Source organism: Desulfobacula toluolica Tol2, assembly GCF_000307105.1.
GTDB classification, from domain to species: domain Bacteria; phylum Desulfobacterota; class Desulfobacteria; order Desulfobacterales; family Desulfobacteraceae; genus Desulfobacula; species Desulfobacula toluolica.
This window is the reverse complement of the sequence record NC_018645.1, coordinates 4,257,132-4,281,393: the sequence shown is the minus strand read 5'-3', so window position 1 is coordinate 4,281,393 and position 24,262 is coordinate 4,257,132. Positions and strand designations below refer to the sequence as shown.

Sequence of the window (24,262 nt, the reverse complement as noted above, 5' to 3'; positions counted from 1 at the left end):
TTTTAACCCCACTCAGGGGGCGGAAGGTCAAGCCAACTGTTTTTTATCGACATTGTATGGAAGCAACGCCTTAAAATCATCTTCCGTCATAGCCTCAGGCAAGTGTTCAAACAGATATTTGAGATACCAATATGGCTCCAGCCCATTTGATTTGGCTGTTTCAATCAAGCTGTAAATCAGTGCACTGGCCCGGGCACCCTTAACGGTGTCCGAGAAAAGCCAATTCTTTCGTCCGACCACAAAAGGTCGGATGGCATTTTCAACCAGATTGTTATCAGGCCTGATGATTCCGTCGGTCGTGTATTGGATGAGCCTGTGCCATTGGTTGAGAGTATAATGGATCGCCTTGCCAAGCAGACTTTTGGGAGGAACTTTTTCCACTCTTGCATCAAGCCATTTCTTGAACTCTTCTAAAATTGGAACCGCTTCTTTTTGCCTCCGAGCATATAATTGGTCAGGCGTTAATTCCTGCACCCGGGCTTCTTTTTCAATTTTATAAAGCAGACTGATATACTTTAAAGCGGTGCCGGCATTGCCCGACGAACTCTTTTTATTCCCTGCAGCTTTTGTTACATTTTTAAATCCCCTGCGGGCGTGAGTCCAGCATGCCACATGAATGATATCTGTTATTTTGTCCAGAAAATCATATCCTTTATAGCCATCCGTCTGAACAATGCCTTTGTATCCATTCAAAAATGATGCGGCAACATCTCCGGATCGTGTCGGATGATATTGGAATTGAATAATTGGCATATCAGGCGGACCACCTCTAAAAATCCACATATATGATTTTGATTTCCGGGGGCCCTTTAAGACCAGAAGAGGTGTTTCATCAGCACCAATCATCGGGCTTGCCAGTATGTCCTTTTGCATCATGTCGATTAGAATATCACAGGCGTCAGCGACTTTCATGGCCCATGTACACATGGTCGACCGGCCAAGTTCAATACCGATCCTGGTAAATTGCTTTTCCTGACGGTAAAACGGCAGGGCATCTGCAAATTTTGCGGTCAGAATATGTGCCAGAAGGCCCGGGGTAGCAATGCTTTTGGGGATAATCTGTTCAGGCATCCTGGCAATTGACACGGTGGGGCCGTCGTCTTCCACACCTTCACAATTTTTGCAGGCGTATTTATACCGGATGTTTCGAAGTACCCTTACTTTGGCAGGGATATAGTCCAGTTGTTCTGACTCTTCCTGGCCGATGCGTTCCTTAAGGCAACCGCAGTTGCACTGTCTTTCATCCTCGCTGAGTTCATGTATAACATCTATACGGGGAAGATCGGCGGGTAAAGGCTTGCGGCCACGTTTTTTACGGGTATGTTCACCAATCGTTACGTCTTCCTCCTCTTTTTCCAGGATAGGAAGTTCGGGTTCAGGCATATCGAACAGAGACATTTGCCCGTCATCTTTAGGCGTTTTCTCTGATTTGCGACCAAAGATCATATTCTGAAGTGATTTAACCTGCTCTTTAAGGATTTGATTCTCATCAATCAAATCACAAGCAATTTTCTTCACTTCATCCAGATTCCGATTACCTTTTACCTTGCCTTTAGTCATGGACTGTATATACCATAACCACGGGCTTTTTCATAGTTTTAACATCAATAAATCATGGAATATTTCAAGGGTTTATGTGCCTGATTTATATTCAGGCCGTCAACTAACCAGGACAACTCTCGACTGGTAATATTCATGACATCGTCAGATGTTTTCGGCCACTTGAAACGGTCTTTTTCAAGACGTTTCTGCCACATACAGAAGCCATTTTTATCCCAGTATAAAATTTTTAAAATGGTCTGCGTCCGGTTGCAGAATACAAACAAGTTGGAGGAAAATATGTCAAGTTGCATCTGTTCACTGACAATGACGGACAATCCGTTAATAGCTTTGCGCATATCCGTTGCGCCTAAGAATAGATAGACCTTGGTGTCTGACGGAAAATTCATCATTGGACAGCCTTCAATACAGAAAGCACCTGCTCAAGGGTTTCTTTCTTAAAACCGTCAGGGATTTCCACTTGCAGTTCCCGGCCTATATTCAGTTTTAGCCCTGCTTGACAAAAGTGAGTCGGCACAGGAACCTGAACCAGTCCTGTGGGCTGATTTGGTTTACCGAATTTAATCTTCCAATAGGTGAACCTGTTCGGCCTCAGGCCATTCTGGCGGCAGTACTCTATTTGGGACAGGCGGGATTCAGTCCATTGATCGATATGTGTTTTCCAGAATATTGCCTTTTCTTCGTTTATTTTCTTCCACGATTTGCTCAATACACACCTCCTTTTTGAGAAGAGATATTAAGCGAAATCTGGAGGCCTTAGTAGATGGGGTTTAATTACCGCTTACTTTGGTTTGACTGGCACTAACCTCATCAATCTATTATGTACCGACGGTGAACTGACCTTAGAAAATGTAAAAGAATTAAGCAAAGGGCGTCTTAAGAAAAAAGCGACGGTGTTGTATCAGAGTCTTCATGGGTATTTCAAAGATTACCTGAAAGAAAATCAGCAGATACTAAGTAGGTGGACTAAAATTTTTACCTATCTTAATTTTAATATGGCAATGACATCAGTAATATCTGTTTTTACATGGGCGTAAAAACTATTGTATAGGTACTTAGCGCATAGGGAAAAAAGTATCTGATCACGGCAGCTTGTTACGTTAACATTATTGGTAGTAGAGGGAATGATGAAGATAAGTATTTTTGGACTTGGATATGTTGGTGCTGTTACTGCGGCGTGTCTTGCAAAAAATGGTCATAAGGTAGTGGGTGTTGATCCGGTTGATGCCAAAGTCAACATGATAAATAGGGGAGAAACACCGATTATTGAAAAGGATATCGGGGCAATTATAAAAACCGTTGTTTCCGATGGTCGATTGACTGCAACAACGTCTGCATCCAATGCTATTGAAAAAAGCGAACTGTCCCTTGTATGTGTTGGAACTCCCAGTCACGCAAACGGGGATCTGAATACGCACTATGTGCAAAGAGTTTGTGAACATATTGGTGAGTCGATAAAGCATAAATCGTCACGCCATGTTGTGGTTATCAGAAGCACTATACTTCCCGGTACCATCAGGAATATTGTTATTCCAACCCTTGAGAAAAGTTCCGGTAAATTTGCCGGGCGGGATTTCGGCGTATGCAATAATCCAGAATTTTTAAGGGAAGGAACAGCAGTTTATGATTTTTATAATCCGCCCAAAACCGTTATCGGTGAGACGGATTGCATCAGTGGAGACCTTTTGGCATCTATTTATCAAAATCTGGGCTGCCCTGTTATCAGAACCGTTATTGAGGTGGCTGAGATGGTAAAATATGTGGATAATGTCTGGCATGCCCTCAAGGTGGGATTTGGAAATGAAGTGGGTAATATCTGCAAAGCCCTTGGGGTGGACAGTCATGATGTTATGGATATCTTTTGCAGTGATGAAAAGCTCAATATATCTCCATATTACCTAAAGCCCGGATTTGCCTTTGGCGGCTCCTGTCTGCCAAAAGATGTTCGAGCCCTGACATATAAAGGGAAATCTTTGGATATTGATCTTCCCATATTAAATTCCATTTTACCGAGCAATAATTTACATATTGAAAATGGATTACGCATGGTCATGGAAGAAGATAATCGCCAGATCGGTTTTCTGGGGTTTAGTTTCAAGGCGGGTACGGATGATTTAAGGGAAAGTCCGGTTGTGGAGATGATTGAACGGCTTCTTGGAAAAGGTTATGACATAAAGGTGTATGATAAAAATGTGAATCTTGCCGCTTTAGTTGGTGCGAACAAGGATTTTATATTTAACAGGATTCCACATATTGCAAAATTGATGGTGAAAACAATGGATGAGGTACTCCAACATGCTCAGACTATTGTAATCGGAAATGATTCGTCTGAATTCAAGGATGTTATGGCAAGGGCAAAAGAGAATCAGAAAATTATAGATCTTGTGCGCGCCGTTAAAGGAAGAAACAGTACCGGACTTTATAAAGGACTTTGCTGGTAAACGTATATGAAAATATTAATAATTGTAGAAAATCTTCCCGTTCCCTTTGACAGAAGGGTATGGCAGGAAGCAACAACTTTGAAACGTAATGGGCATTCAGTTGTCATTATATGTCCTGCAATGAAAGGCTATATGACAAAATATGAAATCATTGATGGAATTCATATCTACCGCCATCCGCTTCCCATGGAGGGTAAGGGGGTTTTGGGATATCTGATTGAGTATTCATCGGCATTGAGCTATCAGTTTGTGCTGTCATTAAAAATTTTTTTAAAGCATGGTTTCGATGTCATCCATGCATGTAATCCTCCGGATAATATCTTTCTTATAGGTGCTTTTTTTAAATTCTTTTTGAAAAAGAAATTTTTATTCGATCATCATGATATCAACCCGGAGCTGTATCTTGCGAAATTCGGGAAAAAAGATCTGTTTTATAAGCTGATGCTTTTATGGGAAAAGTTGACTTTTCAAGTAGCTGATATTTCTATTGCAACTAATGAGTCTTATAGGACTATTGCCATAAAAAGGGGCGGCATGAAACCTGAAAATGTTTATATCGTAAGAAGCGGGCCGGATTTAAAAAGGACCAAAAAAACGCCTGTGAACGATAAATGGAAAAGCGGCAGGAAATTTTTAGTGGGGTATGTTGGTGTTATGGGAGCCCAGGAAGGGCTTGATTATCTTTTAAGTGGTATTTTTTATCTGGTGCATGAATTAAAGAGAGATGATATCCATTTTGTCCTTGTGGGGGGGGGACAGAACTTGGTATGCTTAAATCCATTGCACACAAGCTCAAAATTGAGGTTTATGTGACATTTACAGGACGGGTATCGGATGCGGTTTTGATGGAAATTTTAAGTACGGCTGATGTCTGTGTCAACCCCGACATTGTAAATGAAATGAACGATAAATCCACCATGAACAAAATTATGGAGTATATGGCCCTTGGCAAGCCCATTGTTCAGTTTGAAATGACTGAGGGCAGGTTTTCAGCACAGGAAGCCTCCCTTTATGCTGAGCCCAATAATCATAAATCCTTAATTGATAAGCTGGTTGAAATTATAGATAATCCTGAAATGGGGAAAAAAATGGGGGACTATGGTCGAACAAGAGTTGTTTCCAGTCTTCAATGGAAACATGAAGTTCCCAGTTTGCTTTCATCGTATAGGGCATTAGAGTGATGTTTTACTGTCGTTTCTTGAAATGCATGCTGTTTGGCAATATACCCGGCAGATAGAAAAAATAAATATATAAGCAGGTTTGAGTCCATTGTGAATGTATAGAACATTGATAGTGAAAATAGAACAGAAAAACTGAGCATACCCAAAGAAAAAGCACTTGACAATCCTTCTTTCCTGCATAACCTGGCTGCGTCTATAAAAATAAAGAAAGGAAACATAAAAAATATAAATGTACCCAATATCCCAATTTCCCAAATCATTTTTGGGAATGAAACACGGCCTACCATATAAAATTCGCCTTCTTTTATATACTTCCCACTCAGCTTTTTTGTAAACCCTTCTGATACGTTTCCCGCACCACGTCCAAAAAACAGAAATCTGATATCTTTAACCGCGTTGCTAAAAGAATGCTTGATAGGATCAATACGCATTTTGCTATAACCTTCTAATCTTCCGGGTGTCATCACAAAAGTTTCAATACCATACCCCCATCTTTTTTGCTGAAAATGATTATAAATTCCTCGCAATACAATAAATGAAGAGGCAAAAATGAATAACACCAGTATGACCTGCAATATGGTTTTTCGTTTAGCTTTAATAAACATGGCAGGAAAAATAAAGGCAATCGGTAATAAAATAAAGGTTATTTTGGTTTCATTCAAAGTTGTTGGAATAAAGGATGCTGCTAATGATAGTAAAAAGAAAGGCAGTGAAATTATCCCTTTAAAATAAAAAGAGACAAGAAAAGAAATAATAATCAGTAAATAGATTGACAATACACCTGATGCGGAGTGGCCCACAGTCCCTCCCATGGGATCTCCGGAAATTGATGTTGCAAAAAGAACAAAACGTTGCCAGACGACAATTGGGAATTGGAGCATTGAAAGAATAAACACAAGCCAGATTATTTTTTTGACATCCTCTTCAACAGACGTAAAGATTAACATAACTAAAAAAATTGGAATAAATTTCGTATAAATTCTCATCCCTGACAGGATGACCCAACCATTCACATCATTTAACAAAAAGCCGATAATTATATGTGCCAGATAGATACCGATCAAGAGAATATATTTAATGGGTATATGTGTTTGCTTGTTAATGGCAGTCATAAATGGGATTGAAACGGCAACGATTATGGAAATAAATTCTGGGAACCATGTCATCTGTCTGATACCAATACCATGTTCCAGATAGAGCCAATCCAAAACAAACAAACTTAATATGAGTAAATAAATTAATAGTTTAAGCATTTCATCATGTAGTATATATTTTATATGAAAGTCTTAAAAAAATTCATACAGAGACTTTCAATCTTTTTTGTAGGCAAACATGGCTGAAAGACAAAGTCTGCCCGTGGCAGTTATATAAATTTGTATACCCAGCCGGGAATAACCTGTTTGACGCTATTGAGTACTACACCACCAATTTTGCATTCATCGTTTTGTAAAAGAGATTTTGTTTTTTCCACAACGGGTTTTTGCACTTGTGCAGACTGTATTATTAAAAATGTAATATCCGCCACCGGAGCTATGGATAAGGAATCAGGGGAGCTAAGAACAGGCGGACAGTCAATAAAGATATAATCATATAAGTGTTTGCAATAATCAATTAATTTACTAAAACTTTCCTGATCTATATTATTGGACGGTGTGTTCTTAATGTTACCGCAGGTAAGGACGGAAATGCACGGGCTTACCTGAATAATGGCCTGACGAACTTTTGTTTTATTGTAAAAAATATTAATAAGTCCAGGGGAATTTTCAGGGATTTTAAAAATACTGTGCAGTTTCGGGGATTGTAAATTGGTATCAATGATCAAAATATTTTTTTTTGCTGTTTGAGAGTTTGCATAATATGCCAGATTAGCAAGAATGGTGGAAACGCCTTCTTTGCTTCGGCTGCTGACGAAGTTAAATACTTTAAAAGTATTTTTTTTATTGAAAAACAAAATTTTTTTGTACAGATCCCCAGTTTGTTTTTTATTTTTCAGATTAAGAAAACGCCATGCAGAAAAATCTTTATTTGCATCCTTAACAACATTATTTTCAAATATGGGATCTTCATTAATTAGTTCTTCTTCATTTGTTTCTGAGACAACGGATTGCCGCAACTCTTTTTTAGGCTTTAGTTGATTTATCAGAACATCCTGAACATCGGTAGTTTGAGCTATTTTTTCCACTGGAGCTGCTTGAGAAAAATCTTTGCTGTACTTCTCTGATTTTTGTCTGCCTTTTTTTCCACTTGAGCTATTTTTCATGAATTGCTCAGCAAATGAATTTGTATCTGTCATAACATCCCCTGTTTATAGGCATCCAAATGTAATTTATATTTAAATATATTAATAACCATGATAACAAAAAATCATGGTTTATTTTACTTCACTGTATGAACAAACTACAGGCAAGGATAGAATATTTTCAATGTCATCGGTTGTCTTTAATTTATGATCAAGTGTTTCCAGCAGGAATGGCAGTATAAGGGCTGCAAACAAACCTAAAAATATAGACACCTCCAGTGCAAGCAGTTTGTTAGGTGATTTCTGCCTTAATGGAGTACTTGCCGCTTCAAGGACTACCACATTTGACAGGTTGCTGTCATTGCGCTTTGCAAACAATCTTGAATTTTCCTTTTTTTCTCCATACAATAAAAAATTATTTCTGGCAAGTTCTACATCCAACTCAAGAGCTTTGTGTTCTTCGGTTTTTAGTTGGAATTCTTTTGATTGTTTTTTTAAATTAGTAATTTTATTTTTAAGCAGTTCAATACGTACTTTAAGTGTCTTGATTTCTATTCTATCAGTTTTTGCAGCGTTAAGCCCTTCATTTTTGATTTCCTGTCGAAGCATTTTGATCTGATCATCAATCTGCTGATATTCTCTGCTTTGTTTGGTAAAGGTTTTACTGATTTCAGTTCGTTTGATTAAAAGCGGTACCAGCCCCCTTGCCAGTTCAGAGATGATAGGCATGCCCCGCATCTCTTTGGAAATAATGAAATTATCGCCTTGGATTTGAAGACCATCTTCCAGCATTTTCATCTTGGCTTCATTCTCTCCCAAGGCTATCTCAAGGTTTTTCAACTCGGTCTGAAAAGTTGATATCAGCTGAAGATTTGCGGTAGTCTGAGTTTCCATATTAACAATATTCCATTGGCTATTAAATTTTTTCTTTTTTTTGATGGCATCTTCCAGTTGCATTGCATAATATTCTTTTTGTTCTTCATAGAAAGCTTCTGTATCTCCCAATGAAAGTGTTTTTTTTCGATGCATCAGATAGAATTCGATGTGTTTGTTCAGTAAGTCGGCAACTTTTTCTTGAAAAGGAGATTTCAGGTAAACCGATAGGATATTGGAACTTATACTAGATTCAACATCCAAAGAGCTTAATATTGATTTTGTTCTTTTTACATCATCTGTTAAAGGCTTTTCAGAAGGAATCAGGCTGTTAAGCCAACCCTTTTTTTTATCTAAGAATAGTTCTGCAGTATTCACATCAGTTTGGCTGTAAAACTGCGCTGTGAGGTTTATGACAACATCGCTTCTGATTAATTCAATTTCAGTGTTTATATCTTGGTTACTGACCGGGCTTGAAAGATATTGTCGAGAGTCGTTTCCCGGCGAAACAACCAATTCACCAGCGGATTTAGGTAGAACCATAAGTTTTGTGGTAGCTTCATACCGAGGGGTTTGAGTAAACGAATAAAAACATATTGAAATAACAATAAGGCAGAATATGAAAATAGCTTGTTTTTTCCAGTAGAACCATATTCGTACAAAATCTCGGGATGTTTTTAATGTTCTGATGGCCATTTAGTATTCCTTAGTTCCTATAGTTTTTATTTTATAATGGGATTGGTTTGAATCAAGCTCCCGTCAAAAGCAGTTCCTCCCAGCTCATATGGGCCAATCAAGGATGTGGGAATCATTTTGTTTATATATTGATCAACAAACAGGTTCCTGCGTGCAATTGCTGATTTTGGAACATATACGATATCATATTGATGTAATGTTAAATCCTGACTCAGGTCTGCATCATATAAAATTTTTTCAAGATTTACCAATCTGCCCCACGGCCTTCTTTTTTTATCCCTGCTGATTACAAGTATGGTACTTTTTTCTGCGGTATCCTTGGTACCTCCGGCTCGGGCAACCAACTGGCTGACTGTAATCTTTCCATCCACAAGATATTGATCAGGTTTGGATACCTCCCCCAGGATATATATCAGATTGGCTTTCATCACTTTTAAAATTAACGTGATGGTCAAATTGTCTACCTGGGCCTGATATTGTTTTGTAAGTATTGCTTTTACCTCAGGCAGTGTTTTTCCCCCAGCCAGGACATCGTTTATGACGGGAAAGGACAGATACCCGTCCGGCCTGACGGCTGAAAGCTTACTTTGCCCCCGGGCTGAGGTTGTGATTGCTTTTTTCAAGCGATCAATTGTCCGGTTGTATTGAATCATTGTAACTGTCACAATAGGGTCAATGAAGTCTTTTCCGTATATATCCCTGATTTTTTCTTGAAGTTGTAATGGTGTCAGTCCCAATGCATATACTGCGCCTATTTTAGGCATAGTGATATTTCCATCCGGTCTTACAACCAATTCTCTGTTCATATCAGGGTGATAGGCAAATTCAATTTTTAAAACATCGGCAACAGACAAAACATATGTTTTGGTGTCAGGCCTGGGCGTATAATGGTAGACGATTTCCAGAACATCACCTGGGCCAAGCAGATATTCATGCTCCACCTTGGGCATGGGCCGGTCATAAATAGTTTCTTTGTTAATGCCCACCTCCGGCTTTCCCGCACAGGAAGTACAAATGGTAATCATTAATAGGATGGTAGTAATAGTTCCACAGTTTCGGATCATTTTGGTCTCCTGATTGAGCTTAATAAGTTTCCAAAGTGTGTCTCAATTTTTTGTTCAGCATTATTACGCTATTCCGACCGTTTTTTGAATTTAAACTCCAGCCGACGATTCAGTACACGTCCCTCCGGGGTATCATTAGTGGCCACTGGTATTGAAAAAGAATGCCAGCTAATGGATAGTCTTCCGGGATCAATTCCCTTTTTCATCAGGTAATCAAGACCAGTTATAGCCCGATGTTTGGAAAGTTTGATATTATATTTCATGGTGCCGAAATTGTCGGTGTGACCGCTTATGTGCAGGTTCAGAAATGGATGCTTTTTTAATAAATCAACAACCTGATCAAGGGCTGCGATGCCTTCCGGTTTGAGGGTGTACCGATCAAAGTCAAAGAGAACTTCAGCCTGAAGAACCAAATCCCAGCAACCGTTTTTATCGACCTTGAGACCCGGCTTTGTTCCCGGGCAATCATCCCTGTCATCTATCACCCCGTCACCGTCACTGTCGGGCTGGGCCTTGGTCAGAAAAATTTCATGAACAAATTGTGCCATTTTATCTTTATCCAGCAGATCGTCCCCATTGATTGAAAGTCCGCACTGTCCACTCATGGCAATCTTGTCCATGACTTTTTTGCCGGTGGGATCTTTTCCGATAAGAATGGTATAGATACAGATATCTTCCTCATATTTTGCTTTCAGATCCTGGGCAGCAAGCCACTCTTTTTCACCCATTTCCTCACCGTCACTGATGATGATGACAGCAATTTTTCCCTTGTGGTTATACCAGTCTTTTTCTGTTGCTTTTAAAGTGGGGGCAAGGGGACTGACACCGTCTGCATCAAATATTTTATCTATTGCCCTGGCATAATCATTTTTCTTGTAATCCAAAAATTTTGTATTGTCGTTTTCCTTTATTCCATATTCAAAATTGGTATAGACAGGATAACCAAAAGTCCTGATGGTACCTGTGAAATCCAGATCCGGAATGGATTGATTAAAATTTTTGGCCAGTTCTTTGGCAAATTTAAATTTGCTGTACAGATAATTGTGATGACAACGATTGCATTCCAGGGCATATTGTTTTTTGTCCGGTTCGGCAAATTCAATACCACCGTTTTGTATTGCGTGGTTTTCAGCAAATCCTGAGTCCTGATAATTGATGTGGCAGGCAGTACAGTCATTGGACGGTGTATACGCCTCTGTCATTGAGGCGGAAGGATCAAATATGATCGTGAAGTTATCCACTTTTTTCACAAAGTCTTTGGTATCAACCGGTTGAGTTTTTTTAAAATCAAATCTGTGAAACCCCTTTGAAGCTTCTTGAATAATGCTCTCATCTACCACGGGCGGGGCGGTATTGCCGGCACACCCCCAAAAAAGAACACAGCAAAGCAGTACTCTTATGGTTGATATAAGTCTGGTTTGCATTATTTTCTCCTTTTTTCCCCAAAAAAAATCTTATTTTAACAAATAATTCATATGGACAATCCGCATTTAGCTATTGATAATATAAAACTATATTATTTGCATGGGATTCTTTTGAAATAAAAGTGAATGGTCAACAATATAATTATCTGCGGGTACCGATCTGATTATTTGATCACGATTACTTTCCAACCGGCTCAATTCATCAGATCTGTTCTGGTTGAAAATATACCCCAATAAAAATAAAATGATTAAGATCAAAATGGTAAGGATTCCTGTTTTTCCATAACGAGATCCAAAATCTTTAAGATTATTTTTTTTTGTTTTTTTTTCATAGAGATCATTTTCAGATAGATCTTTTTCAGGTTTCCTGGCCAGGGCAGCTTCAATGTCTGCGTCTTTGTACGGGTATACTTTATTTGCAGGCAATGCTTTTTTGACAAAGGTCTGTTTTGGTTTTTCATCTGTGGAGGGAGAATTTCCGGGAGGGTGTGTCTTTTCAATTCCAACCATATTTGCAGCGTCCACGGCTTGATTGACTATGGATTTGTCAATCTGATTGAGTTTTTGGTTGCCTGCCACTAAAAGACAATTATCACAAATATTATTTATGATTCGGGGATTCCCCTTGCTGATCGTTTCTATAGCGCTTATGGCTTCATCTTCAAAAACAGGTGTACCACTTGCGCCTGAGTGGATTAAACGAAAGTAGATATATTCTTTTATATCTTCAAAATCAAAGTCTTCTAAAGAATAAATTCTTTTGATGCGTTGCCCCAAAGCGATGTTTTTTTGATCATTCAGCGTTTTTAAAAAATTTTTATGGGCAAATAAAAAGATCCGTATGGGGAAATATCCTAAATAATTGTAACTGGCAAAAAGCCTGAGTTTGGTAAGATATGAATCGCTGAATTCCTGAGCATCATCAATTACCAGATAGATATATTTTTTCTTCTCATCAGTACTGTCTTTTTCAAAATAGTCGTATACTGTCTTACGAAGCTTTAATTCATTTAATTCATCTGTTTTCTCCACGGTAATACCTAATTCCACAAGAATTTTTTCAAGAAGCATGGAAAAATCATAGGTTGGCGTTGAGATGTACACTGAATTCCGGTTGTCTTTTTTTAATTCTGAAATGAGCTTAAGTGACAAAAGAGTTTTGCCTGACCCATAATTTCCTGACACAAGAAAAATGGGGTCATTTGTCTTTGTTCCCTGAAGAAGATAGTTCCAGCAATTTTGATGAGCTTTGGATTTGTAAAAAATTTCTGGTGAAGGATGACAGTCAAACGGTTCTTTCTCCATCAAATAAAAGGATTTATACCCTTTTTCCATCTTGTAAAATGTTTTGTACATCAAAGCGACCTTTAATAAAATAAATATATAGAAGAAGTATTTTTTGGACTATTGCTAATTTTACTGTATAAATCAAGTTTTTTTTTAAAAGTTTGTACAATCATTGCAAACTATGAATCATTTTGTTATTCATAAAACAAAGCATTTCAATAGGGTATGGCTTTTGATTCTTCTTATCAATGGGGGATTCTGCAATATTTCAGGACGGATGAGTGATCAAAGGATGGATTGAGGCTTTGCAGATGATGAAGGTGGGTTCAAAGTGGCAGTTGTTTGTTCCACCTGAGCTGGCCTATGGTGACAGGTGAGCAGGGCGTGTTATTCAGCCGGGCTCAACCCTGATTTTTGAAGTCGAATTATTGGGTATTGTGGAGTAAATTATTATGCTTGTTCTTGGAATAAACGGCAGTCCGCGTCATAAAGGTAATTCCCACTATCTTATGGATAGGTTCATGAAAGAAATGGAATCCAAGGGGCATGACACCCAGGTGTTGAATGCCGTCAAAATGAAGATCAATCCCTGCATTGGTTGCGGTCATTGTGAAAAAAAAGGGGTGTGCATTTTTGAAGATGATTTTACCCATATTTTTCTTCCGGAAGTGATAAAGGCAGATATTATAGTGATCAGTTCACCGGTATATTTTTATGGGTTTCCTGCAGCGATCAAAGCATTAATTGACCGGATACAGGTTTTGTGGTCGCGAAAATACAGGCTTAAGAAGGATGAATTCAAGGGCCGTAAAAGAAAAGGCTTTCTTCTGGCAGTCGGTGCTACCCGGGGAGAAGATTTGTTTGACGGGCTGAAATTGACGGCCCGGTATTTTTTTGATGCAGCAGATATTGAATATGAAACAGCGCTTTGCTACAGGGGAATTGATGAAAAAGGCGGGATAAAAAATCATCTTGCCGTTAATGAAGAGATTAATAATCTGGTTGCAGGGTTGTAAGAGAAGGAATCCGGTAACAAGGGCAAGACTAAGTTATTTAAACCCGATTATACATTTGCAAGATACACGCAAGGGACAGATTTAAAATCTGTCCCTTGCGTGTATCAACGCTATTCTGGTTTGGCTTGTTTTGTTTGAATTTTTAATTAACAAATATGTCCGGCAATACAATACTGCCATGGGTATCCCTTAATGCTGAAAGGGCTTGTTTTTGTTCAGCTAAAATGTCAAACAGGGTTTGAGGTACTCTTTCTTCTTTGGAATAGGCTTCCTGCTGAAGCTCCAAGCGTTTGATGATATGATCCAAATATAAAGAAAATTGTTTTGTATACAACTCCTTGGTATAGTCTTTGCCGATAATCTGCTTAAACAATGATTTTAAATCATCATATCTGGGAATATTCCCAATTGGGGTTGTGATATGGTCTATTTCATTGTGGGCATATCTTTCAAGCCAGGAAAGCCATACTTTTACATCTCTTTTTTCTCCGAGAAGCATAGAGGAGTCTCCACCACGGGCCTTGTCAGTCAGAAAATAATTGAGGCCTGCCATAACGGGTTTATAATCGTTTTTTATTTTGTCACTGCCGAAAAATTTAAACTGGGCATCCATATAATCTCCCAGAGAGCCGGGAATAAAGGCGGCATTGGCCCAGGGCGACCTTTTTACACCGGTGGCTCCGACTTCCGTTGCTGTGGCAGCCGACACGATACAGGCTCCGATGACAACTCCGGCATCTGAATTTTGAGCCACCCAGACCGGAGGCATTGTGTCTGCATCCCTGCCACTGTATGTAAACACTCGTGTCAGGGCACCTTTGGGGTTTTCAGCTTCAGGGGAGTAGTTGTCAAGGCTGGTCGAGCGCAGGGTACACCTGGAATTGGGATGGGACATGGGAACGGGTTTGCCGTTTTCATCGGTTTTGCCTTTATACCAATCTCCCTGGAAATTGAATCCTTTGTCAGGATGGTTTTCATTGTTTCCCACCCAATGGGGAACTTTGTTTTCGTCAATCAGCACATTGGACCAGATCACTTCATGTCCGGGCTGTCGTAAGACTTTCATCAGCAGTGGATCGCCTTCAAGATTAACATCTTCCACAATGCCGAAAATACCGGCTTCCGGGTTGACTGACCGGATGCTGCCGTCATCGGCAATCCACATCTGGGCGAGATCATCGCCGATAAATACATTTCCTGCCATGGCTGTGGTGGTTTTTCCGCATCCGCTGGGAGCGGCACCTGCAAACCATGTTACGCGGTCATTGGGACCATGGATTCCCGTGATAAACATATGCTCGGATAGTTCCTGTCCAAGATTTTCATACACTGCCTTGTCTACTGCGAACCTATGGTTTCCTTTTTTAAGCAGCAGGGTGTTTCCGGCATAGGTGCATTTCCAGCTGTAGGTGGTTTTGAATTTGCGATCCATGAACACCCTTGCATCGGGAAGATCTTCCGGCCTGTTCAGCCCTTCGCTGTGAACATTGGTAAAGAAATGGCCAAGATTTTCAACTTCTTTATCAAACGCGGCATAGGCGTTTCTGTAAAGCAGTTCAGCACTGTGGGCGACATAGGTGGAGCTTGTGATTTCCAAAGCAGGATTTGATACGGGAGAGCCAACAGGGCCCCGCATGTAAAATCCAATGATCATGGTCATGCCTTTCATGATATCCGTCATGTTTGACCGGACTTGTTCAAGGGCCGTGGGCCTGTCCATACGGTTGGCAAGCGAACTGACTTGATCTTCCGGGTTTGCGATATAATATGTCCTGTCAATGATTCTACCCTGTTCCTGGGCCAGGTCAAAGTGAATGGTATGCCCCTTCATTGCAAGTGAGCTTTCTTCCTTTTTTTCAAGGGCAAGATTTTTAATAAATTCCCTGTCCTCGGGTGATCCTGTGTTGACAAAGACAGCAGAAGGGTTGCAAAGAACAATTGAATCGGCAATTCTTTTTAAGACTTCAGGGTGTTTGATTTTTAAAATCCGGGTTAATTGTTCATCGTCCATATGTTTTTTTAATATGGATTTAGCGCTTTTTTCGGAATCCACTTTTCCTAATTCATTGATAATATCTATATCTCTACCGGTTTTACACATGTTAATCATTATCTCCAAAATAATTTTATTAAAAGAACTATTCTTTATCTAATATCTGATTTTTAAAAATCAAGTATTATCTTATTCTTTTTAAAAAAAATCAAATTGTATTTTTAAAAAAATCAAATTGTATTTTTATGATAAGCATTATAAAAACAGGAAGATGGCAAAATAATGATAAACAGGCTGACTTTAAGGAAACGCTATGGATCAGAAAATATTTGCTGATTTGCACAATCACACAACGGCATCTGATGGAGATTTCACACCCGATCAGATTATTGAACAGGCAAAACGTCTTGGTATAAGGGTCATTGGTATCACTGACCATGATACGCTAAAGGGGTTGAAAACCGCAACGGCTGCAGGAAAAAAGAACGGTATTGATGTGATTCCGGGAGTGGAAGTTTCTATTCGGTTTAAGCGTTCTTATTTTACCGGGACATTGCACCTTTTGTGTTATTTTTCACCGGCCATGCTTATGGAAGATTCTTTCATGGCAAAAATTAATAAAATTTTAGCCAAAGGAAGGGGAGATAAACTGGTAAGGGCAAGGGTTGACGAAATTAATAAATTTTTCGGACCGAACGGGACCACCCCTTTGTTAAACAGGGATCTGAAATTTGAAGATATCGCTGAATTAAGTGATAATGCCACAAGACGCCATTTTTCCCTTGCGTTAAAGGACGGGTTTGGCATTATTGATGCCGATACCATCAATGCCATCATTGGAAATGACAGTCCTGCATACCTTCCTTCCGGAATAAAACTGGAACAGGCAGTGGACATCATCCGGGAACAGGGTATCCTTGCTGTTTTGGCCCATCCGGCAGCAGGTTCTTTTCCCGGCAAGGGGCATTATAAGGAAGTGCTGCCGCCCCTGGACATTGTTCAGCAGATACTGCCGGAGTTTATTGAAGCAGGGGTTCGCGGGCTGGAAGTTTATTATCCCGGCCATATTAAAGCCCATCAGGACCTGATGAAATCCTGGGCAGAAAAATATCATCTTTTGGTGACCGGCGGATCGGATTGTCATGATGGAATAGAGCGTCCTTTAGGGGTGCAAGGACTATGTGAAAAGGAATATGTCGTGTTTAAGGCTGCTTTGGCATAAGTTGGAAAACATTTTTAAACTATCAGGTGGAAGATGACAAATAATATTGTAATGATTCATGGTATGTGGGGAAGTGACTGGTGCTGGACCTTTTTTAAATCGTATTTTGAGGCTCGTGGTTATAACTGTCATGTGCCGGTGTTACGGCACCATGATAGTGACCCGAAGGATACTCCTCCTGACGGGCTGGGAACAGCAAGCCTTCTGGATTATGCGGATGACCTTGAAGCATATCTTCAAAAATTTGATAACAAACCCATTCTTATGGGACACTCTATGGGGGGGCTTTTAGCCCAGATTTTGGCGGCAAAAGGCCTTGCCCGGACATTGGTGTTGCTTACCCCGGCACCCCCTGCGGGGATTCATTGCATTTCATGGTCGGTTCTGAAAAGTTTTTTCAGTATATTTTCCCAATGGGAATTCTGGAAAAAACCGCATCGGATATCCTTTGAAGCAGCTTCTTATGCGATTTTGCATCAATTGCCTGAATCCCGGCAAAAAAAAGAATATCAAAAGATGGTGTATGAGTCCGGCCGGGCTGCGTTTGAAATTGGTTTCTGGTATCTGGATCACAACAGGGCATCCAGGGTTGATGAGACTAAAATAACCTGTCCGGCATTGATAGTTGCAGGCTCAAAAGACAGAATTGTCCCGGCTTGGGTTGTCAGAAAAATAGCTGAAAAATACCAACATGTTGCCACTTTTAAAGAATTTGAGTCCCATTCCCACTGGCTGATTGGTGAAGACAAATGGGAAACGGCTGCCGCCTGTGTTTTAAGGTGGCTTGAGAATGGGGCGTAAGGTTGTAAACCGGCTTTATTACAGGATTGCAAAAAGTCTGAATTTGTCAAATACCAGCAAAAGACCGATGGCAATCAGCAAAATTCCGGAAATTTTATTGAGTACTCTGATAAATTTTGTGGCCCGTTTCATAATTTCAAGAATAGAATTGATGAAAACGGACAGGATAAGAAAGGGAACAGCAAGGCCTGCAGAGTAAACCGCTAAAAGAAAAACTCCTTTAAGAACCGTCTCCTGGTTTCCGGCAACAATTAAAATTGAGCCCAGCAGTGGGCCGATGCAGGGACTCCAGCCTGCACCAAAGGCCATGCCGATGACAAAGGTGCCCATCAGGTGCAAAGGCTTTTCCTTGACATGAATTTTTTTTTCAAAATTAAATCCCTTGATGTTTATGATTCCCAGAAGGTGAAGTCCGAAGACAAGAATTATGCCGCCTCCAATATATCTGACCACCCAGGCGTATTGTGAGGCAAGCCCTCCCAGAAAAGATGCGGACGCCCCGAAAAGAATGAAAATAAAGGAAAAGCCTGCCACATAAAAAACAGTGGACAAAAACACTTTCTGCCGGGTTTGCCTTTTGTTTTCCTTCAGTTCATCCAAAGATAAACCGGTGATAAAAGAAAAATATGCCGGTATCAGCGGCAGGATACAGGGAGAAAAAAAAGAAAGCAGCCCTGCAAGAAGAGCAGCAGGGTAGGTTATGTTTTCGGCAAACACGATATCATCCTTATGTTTATGTTGTTAAATGCTTTTTTAACCTATTTGTTTTTTTTTGTCTATCAAGATTGCATACCTTTTTTTTTCAATTGCCCGATGAATGGATCTAAACTCAACCGGCAAAAAAAAGTGAAAGGTCTGTCAGATCATTGTAGAAAGGCGGATTAAAAATTGATCCAGCTTTTTTGCGGAAATTTTTACCTTTGTTTTTAATTCCTGGGCAAACAAAGATATTTTGTACTCTTCTATGAGCCAGAAAAAGTCTTCAACCTGTTGGGATTTTTCAGTAGAAGAGTCTTGTGACAGTGAGGATAAAAGCTGATTCAAATGTTTAGTGTAGCCTGCGGTCTGCAATGCTTTTTTTTCTTCTTTGAGCGGATTGTCAACGGATTTCTGGGCCCTGATCCTTATACAGGCGACATACCTGTGAAGATCCTCGATTCTCTCCATCGTATACAGATCCAAGAAATTCTCAGGCACAATATTTTTTAAGTCTTTGAAAAGAGCTGTTAAGATATCAAAGGTTTTTTTCTTTTTCTGGTGCTGAAAGGACAGTTTTTGAATGAGTTCAAAACAGGCTTGATATTCTTTGCCAAGGGTTGAGATAATTTTTATAAATTGCCGACCGGTATGGTAAAGCAATTTTAATTGCTTTTGCGCATGGGTTTCAAATTCTTTTTTTGTCCGGATATTTTTTGCAAACACGGTCGTGGTGATAAGGTTGAACAAGGATTGCTGAAATTTTGTCTGCCCATTAAAAAACGGGGCCATCTGCTTTATTTGCGAAGAGATGTTGATATCTTTTTTCAAGGCTTTGAAATCATCGGGAAAACAGAGCTGGAACAATGCGTTTATCCCTTTACAATGGGCGGTTTGTGCCGCCTGTTCCGATTTGAACAGCCTCAAGGATAAAACTATGGTGTCGTTTTTTGTACCGGTTTTGGTTTCAATTTGCAAACCAGGATAGGCTTTTTGCATAAAATCCGGATTTTGATCAATTATGATAACATCTTCAAGATCCTTGAAATTCCACTCTTTAACAGGGGACAGTTCATATTTTTTTTGGGCGGCATGAAAAGAATTGCCTTTTTGAGGTGCCAGGTTGGAATAAAATTCGTTTAAAACGGATTTATCCCGTATGGCTTTGATCTCTTTTCCTTTTTTGTCCCTGATGGAGATTCTCATTTTTAAATGGTCCGGCAGTTCCTTGTCTGACCATAGGGTTGCGGGGATCACAAGGTCAAATCGTTTTTGGATAAAAGAAGAGAGCTGTGAATACAAGGGCTTGTCTTGTTCGGGCATTTCTTTGGCAATGATAGCGGCTTTTTCAGACACAGGAACCAGTTTTACCCGGTATTTTTTGGGAAGCGCTTTGATTAAAGCGGCTATCTTGTTTTCAAAAAGCCCTGGGATCAGTCTGTCCACACTGTTTTTTGATACCATTGCAGCAGATGCGGCAGGAACTTTAAGGGTTACACCATCTTTTTGAGATCCCGGATTGAATTCATATTCAAGCTTGAATTTGCCCTGCTCCATGGTAAGAGCATCGGGAAACAAGCAGAGTTCAGTTTCATCAACAAAAGATTGCTGAAGATCTTCCAGGGTCATTTTTAAAAAATCCTGATTTTTTTGGTCCTTGATAAATTTGGAAAAGGTTCTGATATTATAAAAATGTTTGGGAAGCCGTGACTGGTAAAAAAGATACATATCATCTTCAGATGCCAGGATATCCTTTCTTCTGGTTTTATGTTCAAGTGTTTCAAGCTGATCAATCAATTGCCGGTTATGAGTCATGAATTCAAACTGCTGATGGATTTCTCCCTGGACCAGGGCATGTCGGATAAATATTTCTCCGGATTCTTCGGGATTTATCTTGCCATAGGCAATATTTCTGCCATCTACAATAATCAGTCCGAACAATGACACCTGTTCTTTTGCAATGACTTGTCCGCGTTTTTTTTCCCAGTGGGGGTCACAATAGGTATGGGCACACAGATCTTTTGCAATGGGTTCAAGCCATTCAGGGTCAATTGTGGCAACCGACCTTGCAAACAACTGGCTGGTTTTGACAAATTCCGCCGCAACAATCCAGTTTCCGGCAGTGTTGAACAGGCCGGACCCTGGAAATATCATGGCCTGCTGTCCTTTTGCAGCACTGAATATGTTTTTTTCTTTTTTATGGGCAATATTGGCAAGATATCCGGATAAAAGAGATTGATGCAGTGCGATGTACAATGGTCCGCCCAGGTTGAACTCTTTGGACTTCATGCCCTGAGTTCCTGTTTGAAAATCAATTTTTTTTTCCCCTCTTATCCCATGTTCTTTGAGTATCCTGACAATTTGTCCATGGATGTCAGTCCATTCCCTCAGTCGCTTGAAGGACAGGAAATGGTCCTGGCAGAATTTTTTGAGCTTTGAACGGGAGTTTAATTTTTTTTCCGCTGCTTTAACTGCATTCCAGATATTTAGAATCGTGATAAAATCAGATCCTGGATCCTTGAACATCGCATGCTGTTGATCTGCTGCCTGAGTTTTTTCCGCAGGTCTTTGTCTTGGATCTGAAATGGCCAGGGCCGTGGTAATGATGACTGCTTCGGCCAGGCAGCCTTTTGTGTCCGCTTCTATCAGAATCCTGGATAATTTGGGGTCTATGGGCAGCTTTGCCATGATCAGGCCGATTTTTGTGAGAGTGTATTCCTTTTTTTTTGCCGTTTTATGTTTTGTTGTCTTTTCTTTGATGGCCCCAAGTTCAATCAGTGTGTCAAACCCGTCCTTAACACTTTTGGGAGCAGGTGCATCAATGAACGGAAAGGTTGAAACATCCCCTAAGTTAAGGGCGATCATTCGTAATATGACTTCGGCAAGATTGCTTCTCAGGATTTCAGGGGATGTGAAAAATGGCCTGGCCCCGAAATCATCCTCGTCAAACAGCCTGATACAGATCCCGTTTTCAACCCGACCGCACCTCCCCAGCCGCTGGTTGGCCGATGACTGGGAAATGGGGCTGACAGGAAGGGATGTAGTTCTTGTCCGGGGAGAATAGCTGGGAATTCTGGCAAGTCCTGTATCCACAACATATTTAATTCCGGGTATGGTTAAGGAGGTCTCGGCCACATTGGTGGAGACAATGACTTTTCTTCCCACCTGGCGTGAAAAAATCTTGGACTGCTCTTGGGCTGAAAGTCTTGCAAAAAGCGGCAGCACAGTTACTCCCGGATGCTGTTTGCCCCTGATCAGTTCCATGGTTTCCCCGATATCCTGCTCTGTGGGCATAAACACCAGGATATCACCGGATCTTGATTGGGACAAAAGAAGATGTACCGCATCTGCCGCCGCCTCAACATATCCCTGGTCTTCAAAACTGTGTTTTTCGCTGTCTTCGTCTAAAAAAGGCCTGTAAAGGGTTTCCACCGGGTACATCCGTCCTGATACTTCAATGATCGGGGCATTGTCAAAGGCTTTGGAGAATTTTTGAGTATCAATGGTAGCGGATGTGATAATCAGCTTAAGGTCTTTTCTCTGCCGGACAAGACGCCTTAAAATTCCCAGAGTAAAATCAATATTCAAGCTTCTTTCATGGGCCTCATCCACAATAATGGTGTCATATGCACTTAGAAAACGGTCTGCCTGGGTTTCAGCCAGCAGGATTCCATCGGTCATCATTTTTATATAAGCATTAGCATTTGTTTTATCGTCAAATCTGATTTTATAACCCACTGATTTGCCAATGTTTTCATTGAGTTCTTCGGCGATTCTTCGGGCCACATTGACAGCCGCGATTCGTCTGGGTTGAGTACAGCCGATCAGTCCTTTAATTCCTCGTCCTGCCTCAAGACAGAATTTTGGTATCTGGGTGGTTTTTCCGGACCCGGTTTCTCCAGATATAATCACCACTGAGTTGTTTTTTATGGCACAAATGATGTCATCTTTTTTATGGGTGATTGGCAGATCAGGGTTGAACACGATATGGGACGGCTTGTTTGAAAGCCTTGAGCGTGTTTGTTGAGCTGAACGCTGTGTTTTCTCAAAAAGAAGTTTTGTTTTTTTTGCATGGATTTCAAGGCTGCAAGGGCTATTGGGCTTTAATTTTTTTATGGCTCTGAGTTCCTTTAAAACAGCATGTTTATCTTTTAACATAACATTGGAACAAAGTGATTCTATTTTTTTTAGTTTTTTCATGGCCTTTGAATAGTAATGTAAAGTTTAAAAAAGTCAACTTTTGAACTTGGCATATAAAATTAAGGTTGACATAAATTATGGAATAAAACACAATAAAAACTGTTCCAAAAATTGGGGGAACGTACAGTACCATAAGTCAAAGCCTTGAATTATATCATAAACAATAAGGCTTTAAAATTGAATCAACAGGTTTGAATCAATAGATTTAAATCAACAGATCTGAATCAATAGGGGGAACAATAGCATGGGAGATACAGCTATTAAAATTGGAGGCGCAAGAAAGAGCGCCTTTAAAGACAAGGTAATGAAACTTCTGCCGGATGGCGGAAACCTGAACGCATGCCTGACATGCGGTGCATGCGCATCTGGTTGTCCTGCAACGGGCCTTGACGGTATGGATCCAAGAAAGTTCCTGAGAATGGCGGCGCTTGGAATGGATGAAGAAATCTTGAGTACGAACTGGGTGTGGATGTGTTCCATGTGTACACGGTGCATGTATGTGTGTCCGATGCAGATTAATATTCCGCAGCTTGTTTTCAATGCAAGGGCACAATGGCCAAAAGATAAAAAGCCAAAAGGAATTACAAGCTCTTGTGACATGGCATTGAAACACGATACTTGTTCAGCAATGGGTGCCAATGAAGAAGATTTCCAGTTTGTGGTGGAAGACGTTCTTGAAGAGTACCAGGAATCACAGCCTGAGTTTGCTGAAATGAAGGCGGACATAAACAGGGAAGGTGCCTATTACTTTTTAAACCAGAACTCAAGAGAGCCTGTGACTGAACCGGATGAAATGGTTCCGCTGTGGAAAATTATGCACCTGGCAGGTGCAGACTGGACCTATGGGACTAAAGGCTGGGCAGCAGAAAATTATTGCCTGTTTTCCGCAGACGATGAATCCTGGGAAAAGATTGTTCGGACAAAGGTAAAGGCAGTGGAGGATCTGGGCTGCAAAGTCTGGCTAAACACCGAGTGAGGTCACGAACTTTTCGCAGTCCGGGCTGGATTGCAAAAATTCAATATACCTTACAATTTTGAAATCAAAAGTATCATTCAACTTTATGCCGAATGGATCAGGGATGGAAAACTCAAGCCATCTTCGGACTGGAACAAGGAAAGACAAATCAAGTTCACGGTTCAAGATCCCTGTCAGCTGGTCAGAAAATCGTTTGGCGACCCGGTTGCCGAAGATTTGAGATATGTTGTCAAGGCGGTTGTGGGAGAGGAAAATTTTGTTGACATGACACCCAACCGCTCCAATAATTTCTGCTGCGGCGGGGGGGGCGGGTATCTCCAGTCAGGTTTCCAGGAGCAGCGGCGGGCTTACGGGCAGACCAAAGCCAACCAGATCCTTGCAACCAAAGCTTCGTACTGCATTACGCCCTGCCATAATTGTCATGCCCAGGTGCATGATATGGCTGAAGTCAATGATCATGCATGGCAAACCACACATCTGTGGACACTCTTAAACCTTTCCCTGGGAATACTGGGTCCCAATGAAAGAGAGTATCTTGGTGATGATTTGAAAGATGTGGATGTATTTCACCCGGAATCGGCCATGTAATAGGC

20 protein-coding genes are annotated in these 24,262 nt (G+C 40.5%); 8 read left to right on the top strand and 12 right to left on the bottom strand.

All coding sequences use genetic code 11. The annotated features are described in order from the left end of the window. Positions 1 to 27: 27 nt before the first annotated feature. The 3 genes from tnpC to tnpA are packed head-to-tail and all read right to left on the bottom strand — an operon-like array spanning position 28 to position 2,269. Positions 28 to 1,560, bottom strand: coding sequence for an IS66 family transposase (gene tnpC, locus TOL2_RS19485; RefSeq protein WP_014956144.1), 1,533 nt, complete (start codon positions 1,558 to 1,560; stop codon positions 28 to 30). 44 nt (positions 1,561 to 1,604) lie between these two features. Then, positions 1,605 to 1,952, bottom strand: a complete 348-nt coding sequence (gene tnpB / locus TOL2_RS19480) for an IS66 family insertion sequence element accessory protein TnpB (RefSeq protein WP_014956143.1) — start codon at positions 1,950 to 1,952, stop codon at positions 1,605 to 1,607. After that, on the bottom strand, positions 1,949 to 2,269 hold the full coding sequence (tnpA, locus tag TOL2_RS19475; RefSeq protein WP_014956142.1) for an IS66 family insertion sequence element accessory protein TnpA: 321 nt from the start codon (positions 2,267 to 2,269) through the stop codon (positions 1,949 to 1,951). The genes tnpB and tnpA overlap by 4 nt, the downstream gene beginning before the upstream one ends. 415 nt (positions 2,270 to 2,684) lie before the next feature. Here tnpA and TOL2_RS19465 point away from each other — a divergent pair, with 415 nt between their 5' ends. Genes TOL2_RS19465 through TOL2_RS25680 form a run of 3 tightly spaced genes read left to right on the top strand, consistent with a single transcriptional unit; the run spans position 2,685 to position 5,182 of the window. Further along, complete coding sequence (locus TOL2_RS19465) at positions 2,685 to 4,001, top strand: nucleotide sugar dehydrogenase (protein ID WP_014958998.1); 1,317 nt, start codon at positions 2,685 to 2,687, stop codon at positions 3,999 to 4,001. Between the two features lie 6 nt (positions 4,002 to 4,007). Next, positions 4,008 to 4,814: a glycosyltransferase gene (locus tag TOL2_RS19460; protein WP_014958997.1), complete on the top strand. Its 807-nt coding sequence runs from the start codon at positions 4,008 to 4,010 to the stop codon at positions 4,812 to 4,814. After that, complete coding sequence (locus TOL2_RS25680) at positions 4,769 to 5,182, top strand: glycosyltransferase (RefSeq protein ID WP_232507971.1); 414 nt, start codon at positions 4,769 to 4,771, stop codon at positions 5,180 to 5,182. Before TOL2_RS19460 ends, TOL2_RS25680 begins: the two co-directional genes overlap by 46 nt. Here the strand turns inward: TOL2_RS25680 and TOL2_RS19455 are convergent. From TOL2_RS19455 to TOL2_RS19430, 6 genes are all read right to left on the bottom strand, one after another. After that, entirely contained in the window at positions 5,128 to 6,435 is a 1,308-nt protein-coding gene (locus tag TOL2_RS19455) for a hypothetical protein (protein WP_041279632.1), read from the bottom strand. The genes TOL2_RS25680 and TOL2_RS19455 overlap by 55 nt on opposite strands. 110 nt (positions 6,436 to 6,545) lie before the next feature. Continuing rightward, the gene (locus TOL2_RS19450) at positions 6,546 to 7,475 is read right to left on the bottom strand and encodes a CpsD/CapB family tyrosine-protein kinase (protein WP_014958995.1); all 930 of its coding nucleotides are present in this window, start codon (positions 7,473 to 7,475) and stop codon (positions 6,546 to 6,548) included. Between the two features lie 78 nt (positions 7,476 to 7,553). Continuing rightward, positions 7,554 to 8,990 (bottom strand): GumC family protein, encoded by a 1,437-nt coding sequence (locus tag TOL2_RS19445; RefSeq protein ID WP_014958994.1) that lies wholly within the window; start codon positions 8,988 to 8,990, stop codon positions 7,554 to 7,556. Between the two features lie 26 nt (positions 8,991 to 9,016). Continuing rightward, positions 9,017 to 10,054, bottom strand: a complete 1,038-nt coding sequence (locus TOL2_RS23845; RefSeq protein ID WP_014958993.1) for a polysaccharide biosynthesis/export family protein — start codon at positions 10,052 to 10,054, stop codon at positions 9,017 to 9,019. A gap of 68 nt (positions 10,055 to 10,122) precedes the next feature. Next, positions 10,123 to 11,478, bottom strand: coding sequence for an OmpA family protein (locus TOL2_RS19435; RefSeq protein ID WP_014958992.1), 1,356 nt, complete (start codon positions 11,476 to 11,478; stop codon positions 10,123 to 10,125). Positions 11,479 to 11,565: 87 nt separating this feature from the next. Continuing rightward, positions 11,566 to 12,834, bottom strand: a complete 1,269-nt coding sequence (locus TOL2_RS19430; protein ID WP_051012466.1) for an ExeA family protein — start codon at positions 12,832 to 12,834, stop codon at positions 11,566 to 11,568. A 212-nt stretch (positions 12,835 to 13,046) separates the two neighbouring features. Between TOL2_RS19430 and TOL2_RS26105 the strand changes: the two genes are divergently transcribed. Beyond that, positions 13,047 to 13,142 carry an FKBP-type peptidyl-prolyl cis-trans isomerase gene (locus TOL2_RS26105; protein ID WP_408605391.1) on the top strand — a complete coding sequence of 32 codons (96 nt, stop codon included), beginning with the start codon at positions 13,047 to 13,049 and terminating at the stop codon, positions 13,140 to 13,142. Between the two features lie 75 nt (positions 13,143 to 13,217). Next, positions 13,218 to 13,781, top strand: coding sequence for a flavodoxin family protein (locus TOL2_RS19425; RefSeq protein ID WP_014958990.1), 564 nt, complete (start codon positions 13,218 to 13,220; stop codon positions 13,779 to 13,781). Between the two features lie 142 nt (positions 13,782 to 13,923). Here TOL2_RS19425 and TOL2_RS19420 read toward each other — a convergent pair whose 3' ends face one another. Beyond that, entirely contained in the window at positions 13,924 to 15,891 is a 1,968-nt protein-coding gene (locus TOL2_RS19420) for a phosphoenolpyruvate carboxykinase (GTP) (RefSeq protein ID WP_232507970.1), read from the bottom strand. A gap of 196 nt (positions 15,892 to 16,087) precedes the next feature. On the opposite strand from TOL2_RS19420, the gene TOL2_RS19415 reads away from it, so the two are divergent. After that, a complete protein-coding gene (locus tag TOL2_RS19415; protein ID WP_014958988.1) occupies positions 16,088 to 16,996 on the top strand; it encodes a PHP domain-containing protein in 909 nt (302 codons plus the stop codon). A 33-nt stretch (positions 16,997 to 17,029) separates the two neighbouring features. Then, positions 17,030 to 17,797 (top strand): alpha/beta hydrolase, encoded by a 768-nt coding sequence (locus tag TOL2_RS19410; protein WP_014958987.1) that lies wholly within the window; start codon positions 17,030 to 17,032, stop codon positions 17,795 to 17,797. Positions 17,798 to 17,815: 18 nt separating this feature from the next. On the opposite strand, the gene TOL2_RS19405 is transcribed toward TOL2_RS19410, so the two are convergent. Together TOL2_RS19405 and hrpA are read right to left on the bottom strand one after the other, a co-directional pair. Continuing rightward, positions 17,816 to 18,514 (bottom strand): cytochrome c biogenesis CcdA family protein, encoded by a 699-nt coding sequence (locus TOL2_RS19405; RefSeq protein ID WP_014958986.1) that lies wholly within the window; start codon positions 18,512 to 18,514, stop codon positions 17,816 to 17,818. A gap of 141 nt (positions 18,515 to 18,655) precedes the next feature. Next, positions 18,656 to 22,693, bottom strand: a complete 4,038-nt coding sequence (hrpA, locus tag TOL2_RS19400; RefSeq protein ID WP_014958985.1) for an ATP-dependent RNA helicase HrpA — start codon at positions 22,691 to 22,693, stop codon at positions 18,656 to 18,658. A gap of 244 nt (positions 22,694 to 22,937) precedes the next feature. Between hrpA and TOL2_RS24385 the strand changes: the two genes are divergently transcribed. After that, positions 22,938 to 24,257, top strand: coding sequence for a (Fe-S)-binding protein (locus TOL2_RS24385; protein ID WP_014958984.1), 1,320 nt, complete (start codon positions 22,938 to 22,940; stop codon positions 24,255 to 24,257). Positions 24,258 to 24,262 lie beyond the last annotated feature (5 nt).

What these genes read in the sequence shown, in the direction of transcription:
- tnpC (WP_014956144.1), bottom strand. Translation starts at nt 1,560, where the DNA reads ATGACTAAAGGCAAGGTAAAAGGTAATCGGAATCTGGATGAAGTGAAG.
- tnpB (WP_014956143.1), bottom strand. Translation starts at nt 1,952, where the DNA reads ATGATGAATTTTCCGTCAGACACCAAGGTCTATCTATTCTTAGGCGCA.
- TOL2_RS19465 (WP_014958998.1), top strand. Translation starts at nt 2,685, where the DNA reads ATGATGAAGATAAGTATTTTTGGACTTGGATATGTTGGTGCTGTTACT.
- TOL2_RS19460 (WP_014958997.1), top strand. Translation starts at nt 4,008, where the DNA reads ATGAAAATATTAATAATTGTAGAAAATCTTCCCGTTCCCTTTGACAGA.
- TOL2_RS25680 (WP_232507971.1), top strand. Translation starts at nt 4,769, where the DNA reads ATGCTTAAATCCATTGCACACAAGCTCAAAATTGAGGTTTATGTGACA.
- TOL2_RS19455 (WP_041279632.1), bottom strand. Translation starts at nt 6,435, where the DNA reads ATGCTTAAACTATTAATTTATTTACTCATATTAAGTTTGTTTGTTTTG.
- TOL2_RS19450 (WP_014958995.1), bottom strand. Translation starts at nt 7,475, where the DNA reads ATGACAGATACAAATTCATTTGCTGAGCAATTCATGAAAAATAGCTCA.
- TOL2_RS19445 (WP_014958994.1), bottom strand. Translation starts at nt 8,990, where the DNA reads ATGGCCATCAGAACATTAAAAACATCCCGAGATTTTGTACGAATATGG.
- TOL2_RS23845 (WP_014958993.1), bottom strand. Translation starts at nt 10,054, where the DNA reads ATGATCCGAAACTGTGGAACTATTACTACCATCCTATTAATGATTACC.
- TOL2_RS19435 (WP_014958992.1), bottom strand. Translation starts at nt 11,478, where the DNA reads ATGCAAACCAGACTTATATCAACCATAAGAGTACTGCTTTGCTGTGTT.
- TOL2_RS19430 (WP_051012466.1), bottom strand. Translation starts at nt 12,834, where the DNA reads ATGTACAAAACATTTTACAAGATGGAAAAAGGGTATAAATCCTTTTAT.
- TOL2_RS19425 (WP_014958990.1), top strand. Translation starts at nt 13,218, where the DNA reads ATGCTTGTTCTTGGAATAAACGGCAGTCCGCGTCATAAAGGTAATTCC.
- TOL2_RS19420 (WP_232507970.1), bottom strand. Translation starts at nt 15,891, where the DNA reads ATGATTAACATGTGTAAAACCGGTAGAGATATAGATATTATCAATGAA.
- TOL2_RS19415 (WP_014958988.1), top strand. Translation starts at nt 16,088, where the DNA reads ATGGATCAGAAAATATTTGCTGATTTGCACAATCACACAACGGCATCT.
- TOL2_RS19410 (WP_014958987.1), top strand. Translation starts at nt 17,030, where the DNA reads ATGACAAATAATATTGTAATGATTCATGGTATGTGGGGAAGTGACTGG.
- hrpA (WP_014958985.1), bottom strand. Translation starts at nt 22,693, where the DNA reads ATGAAAAAACTAAAAAAAATAGAATCACTTTGTTCCAATGTTATGTTA.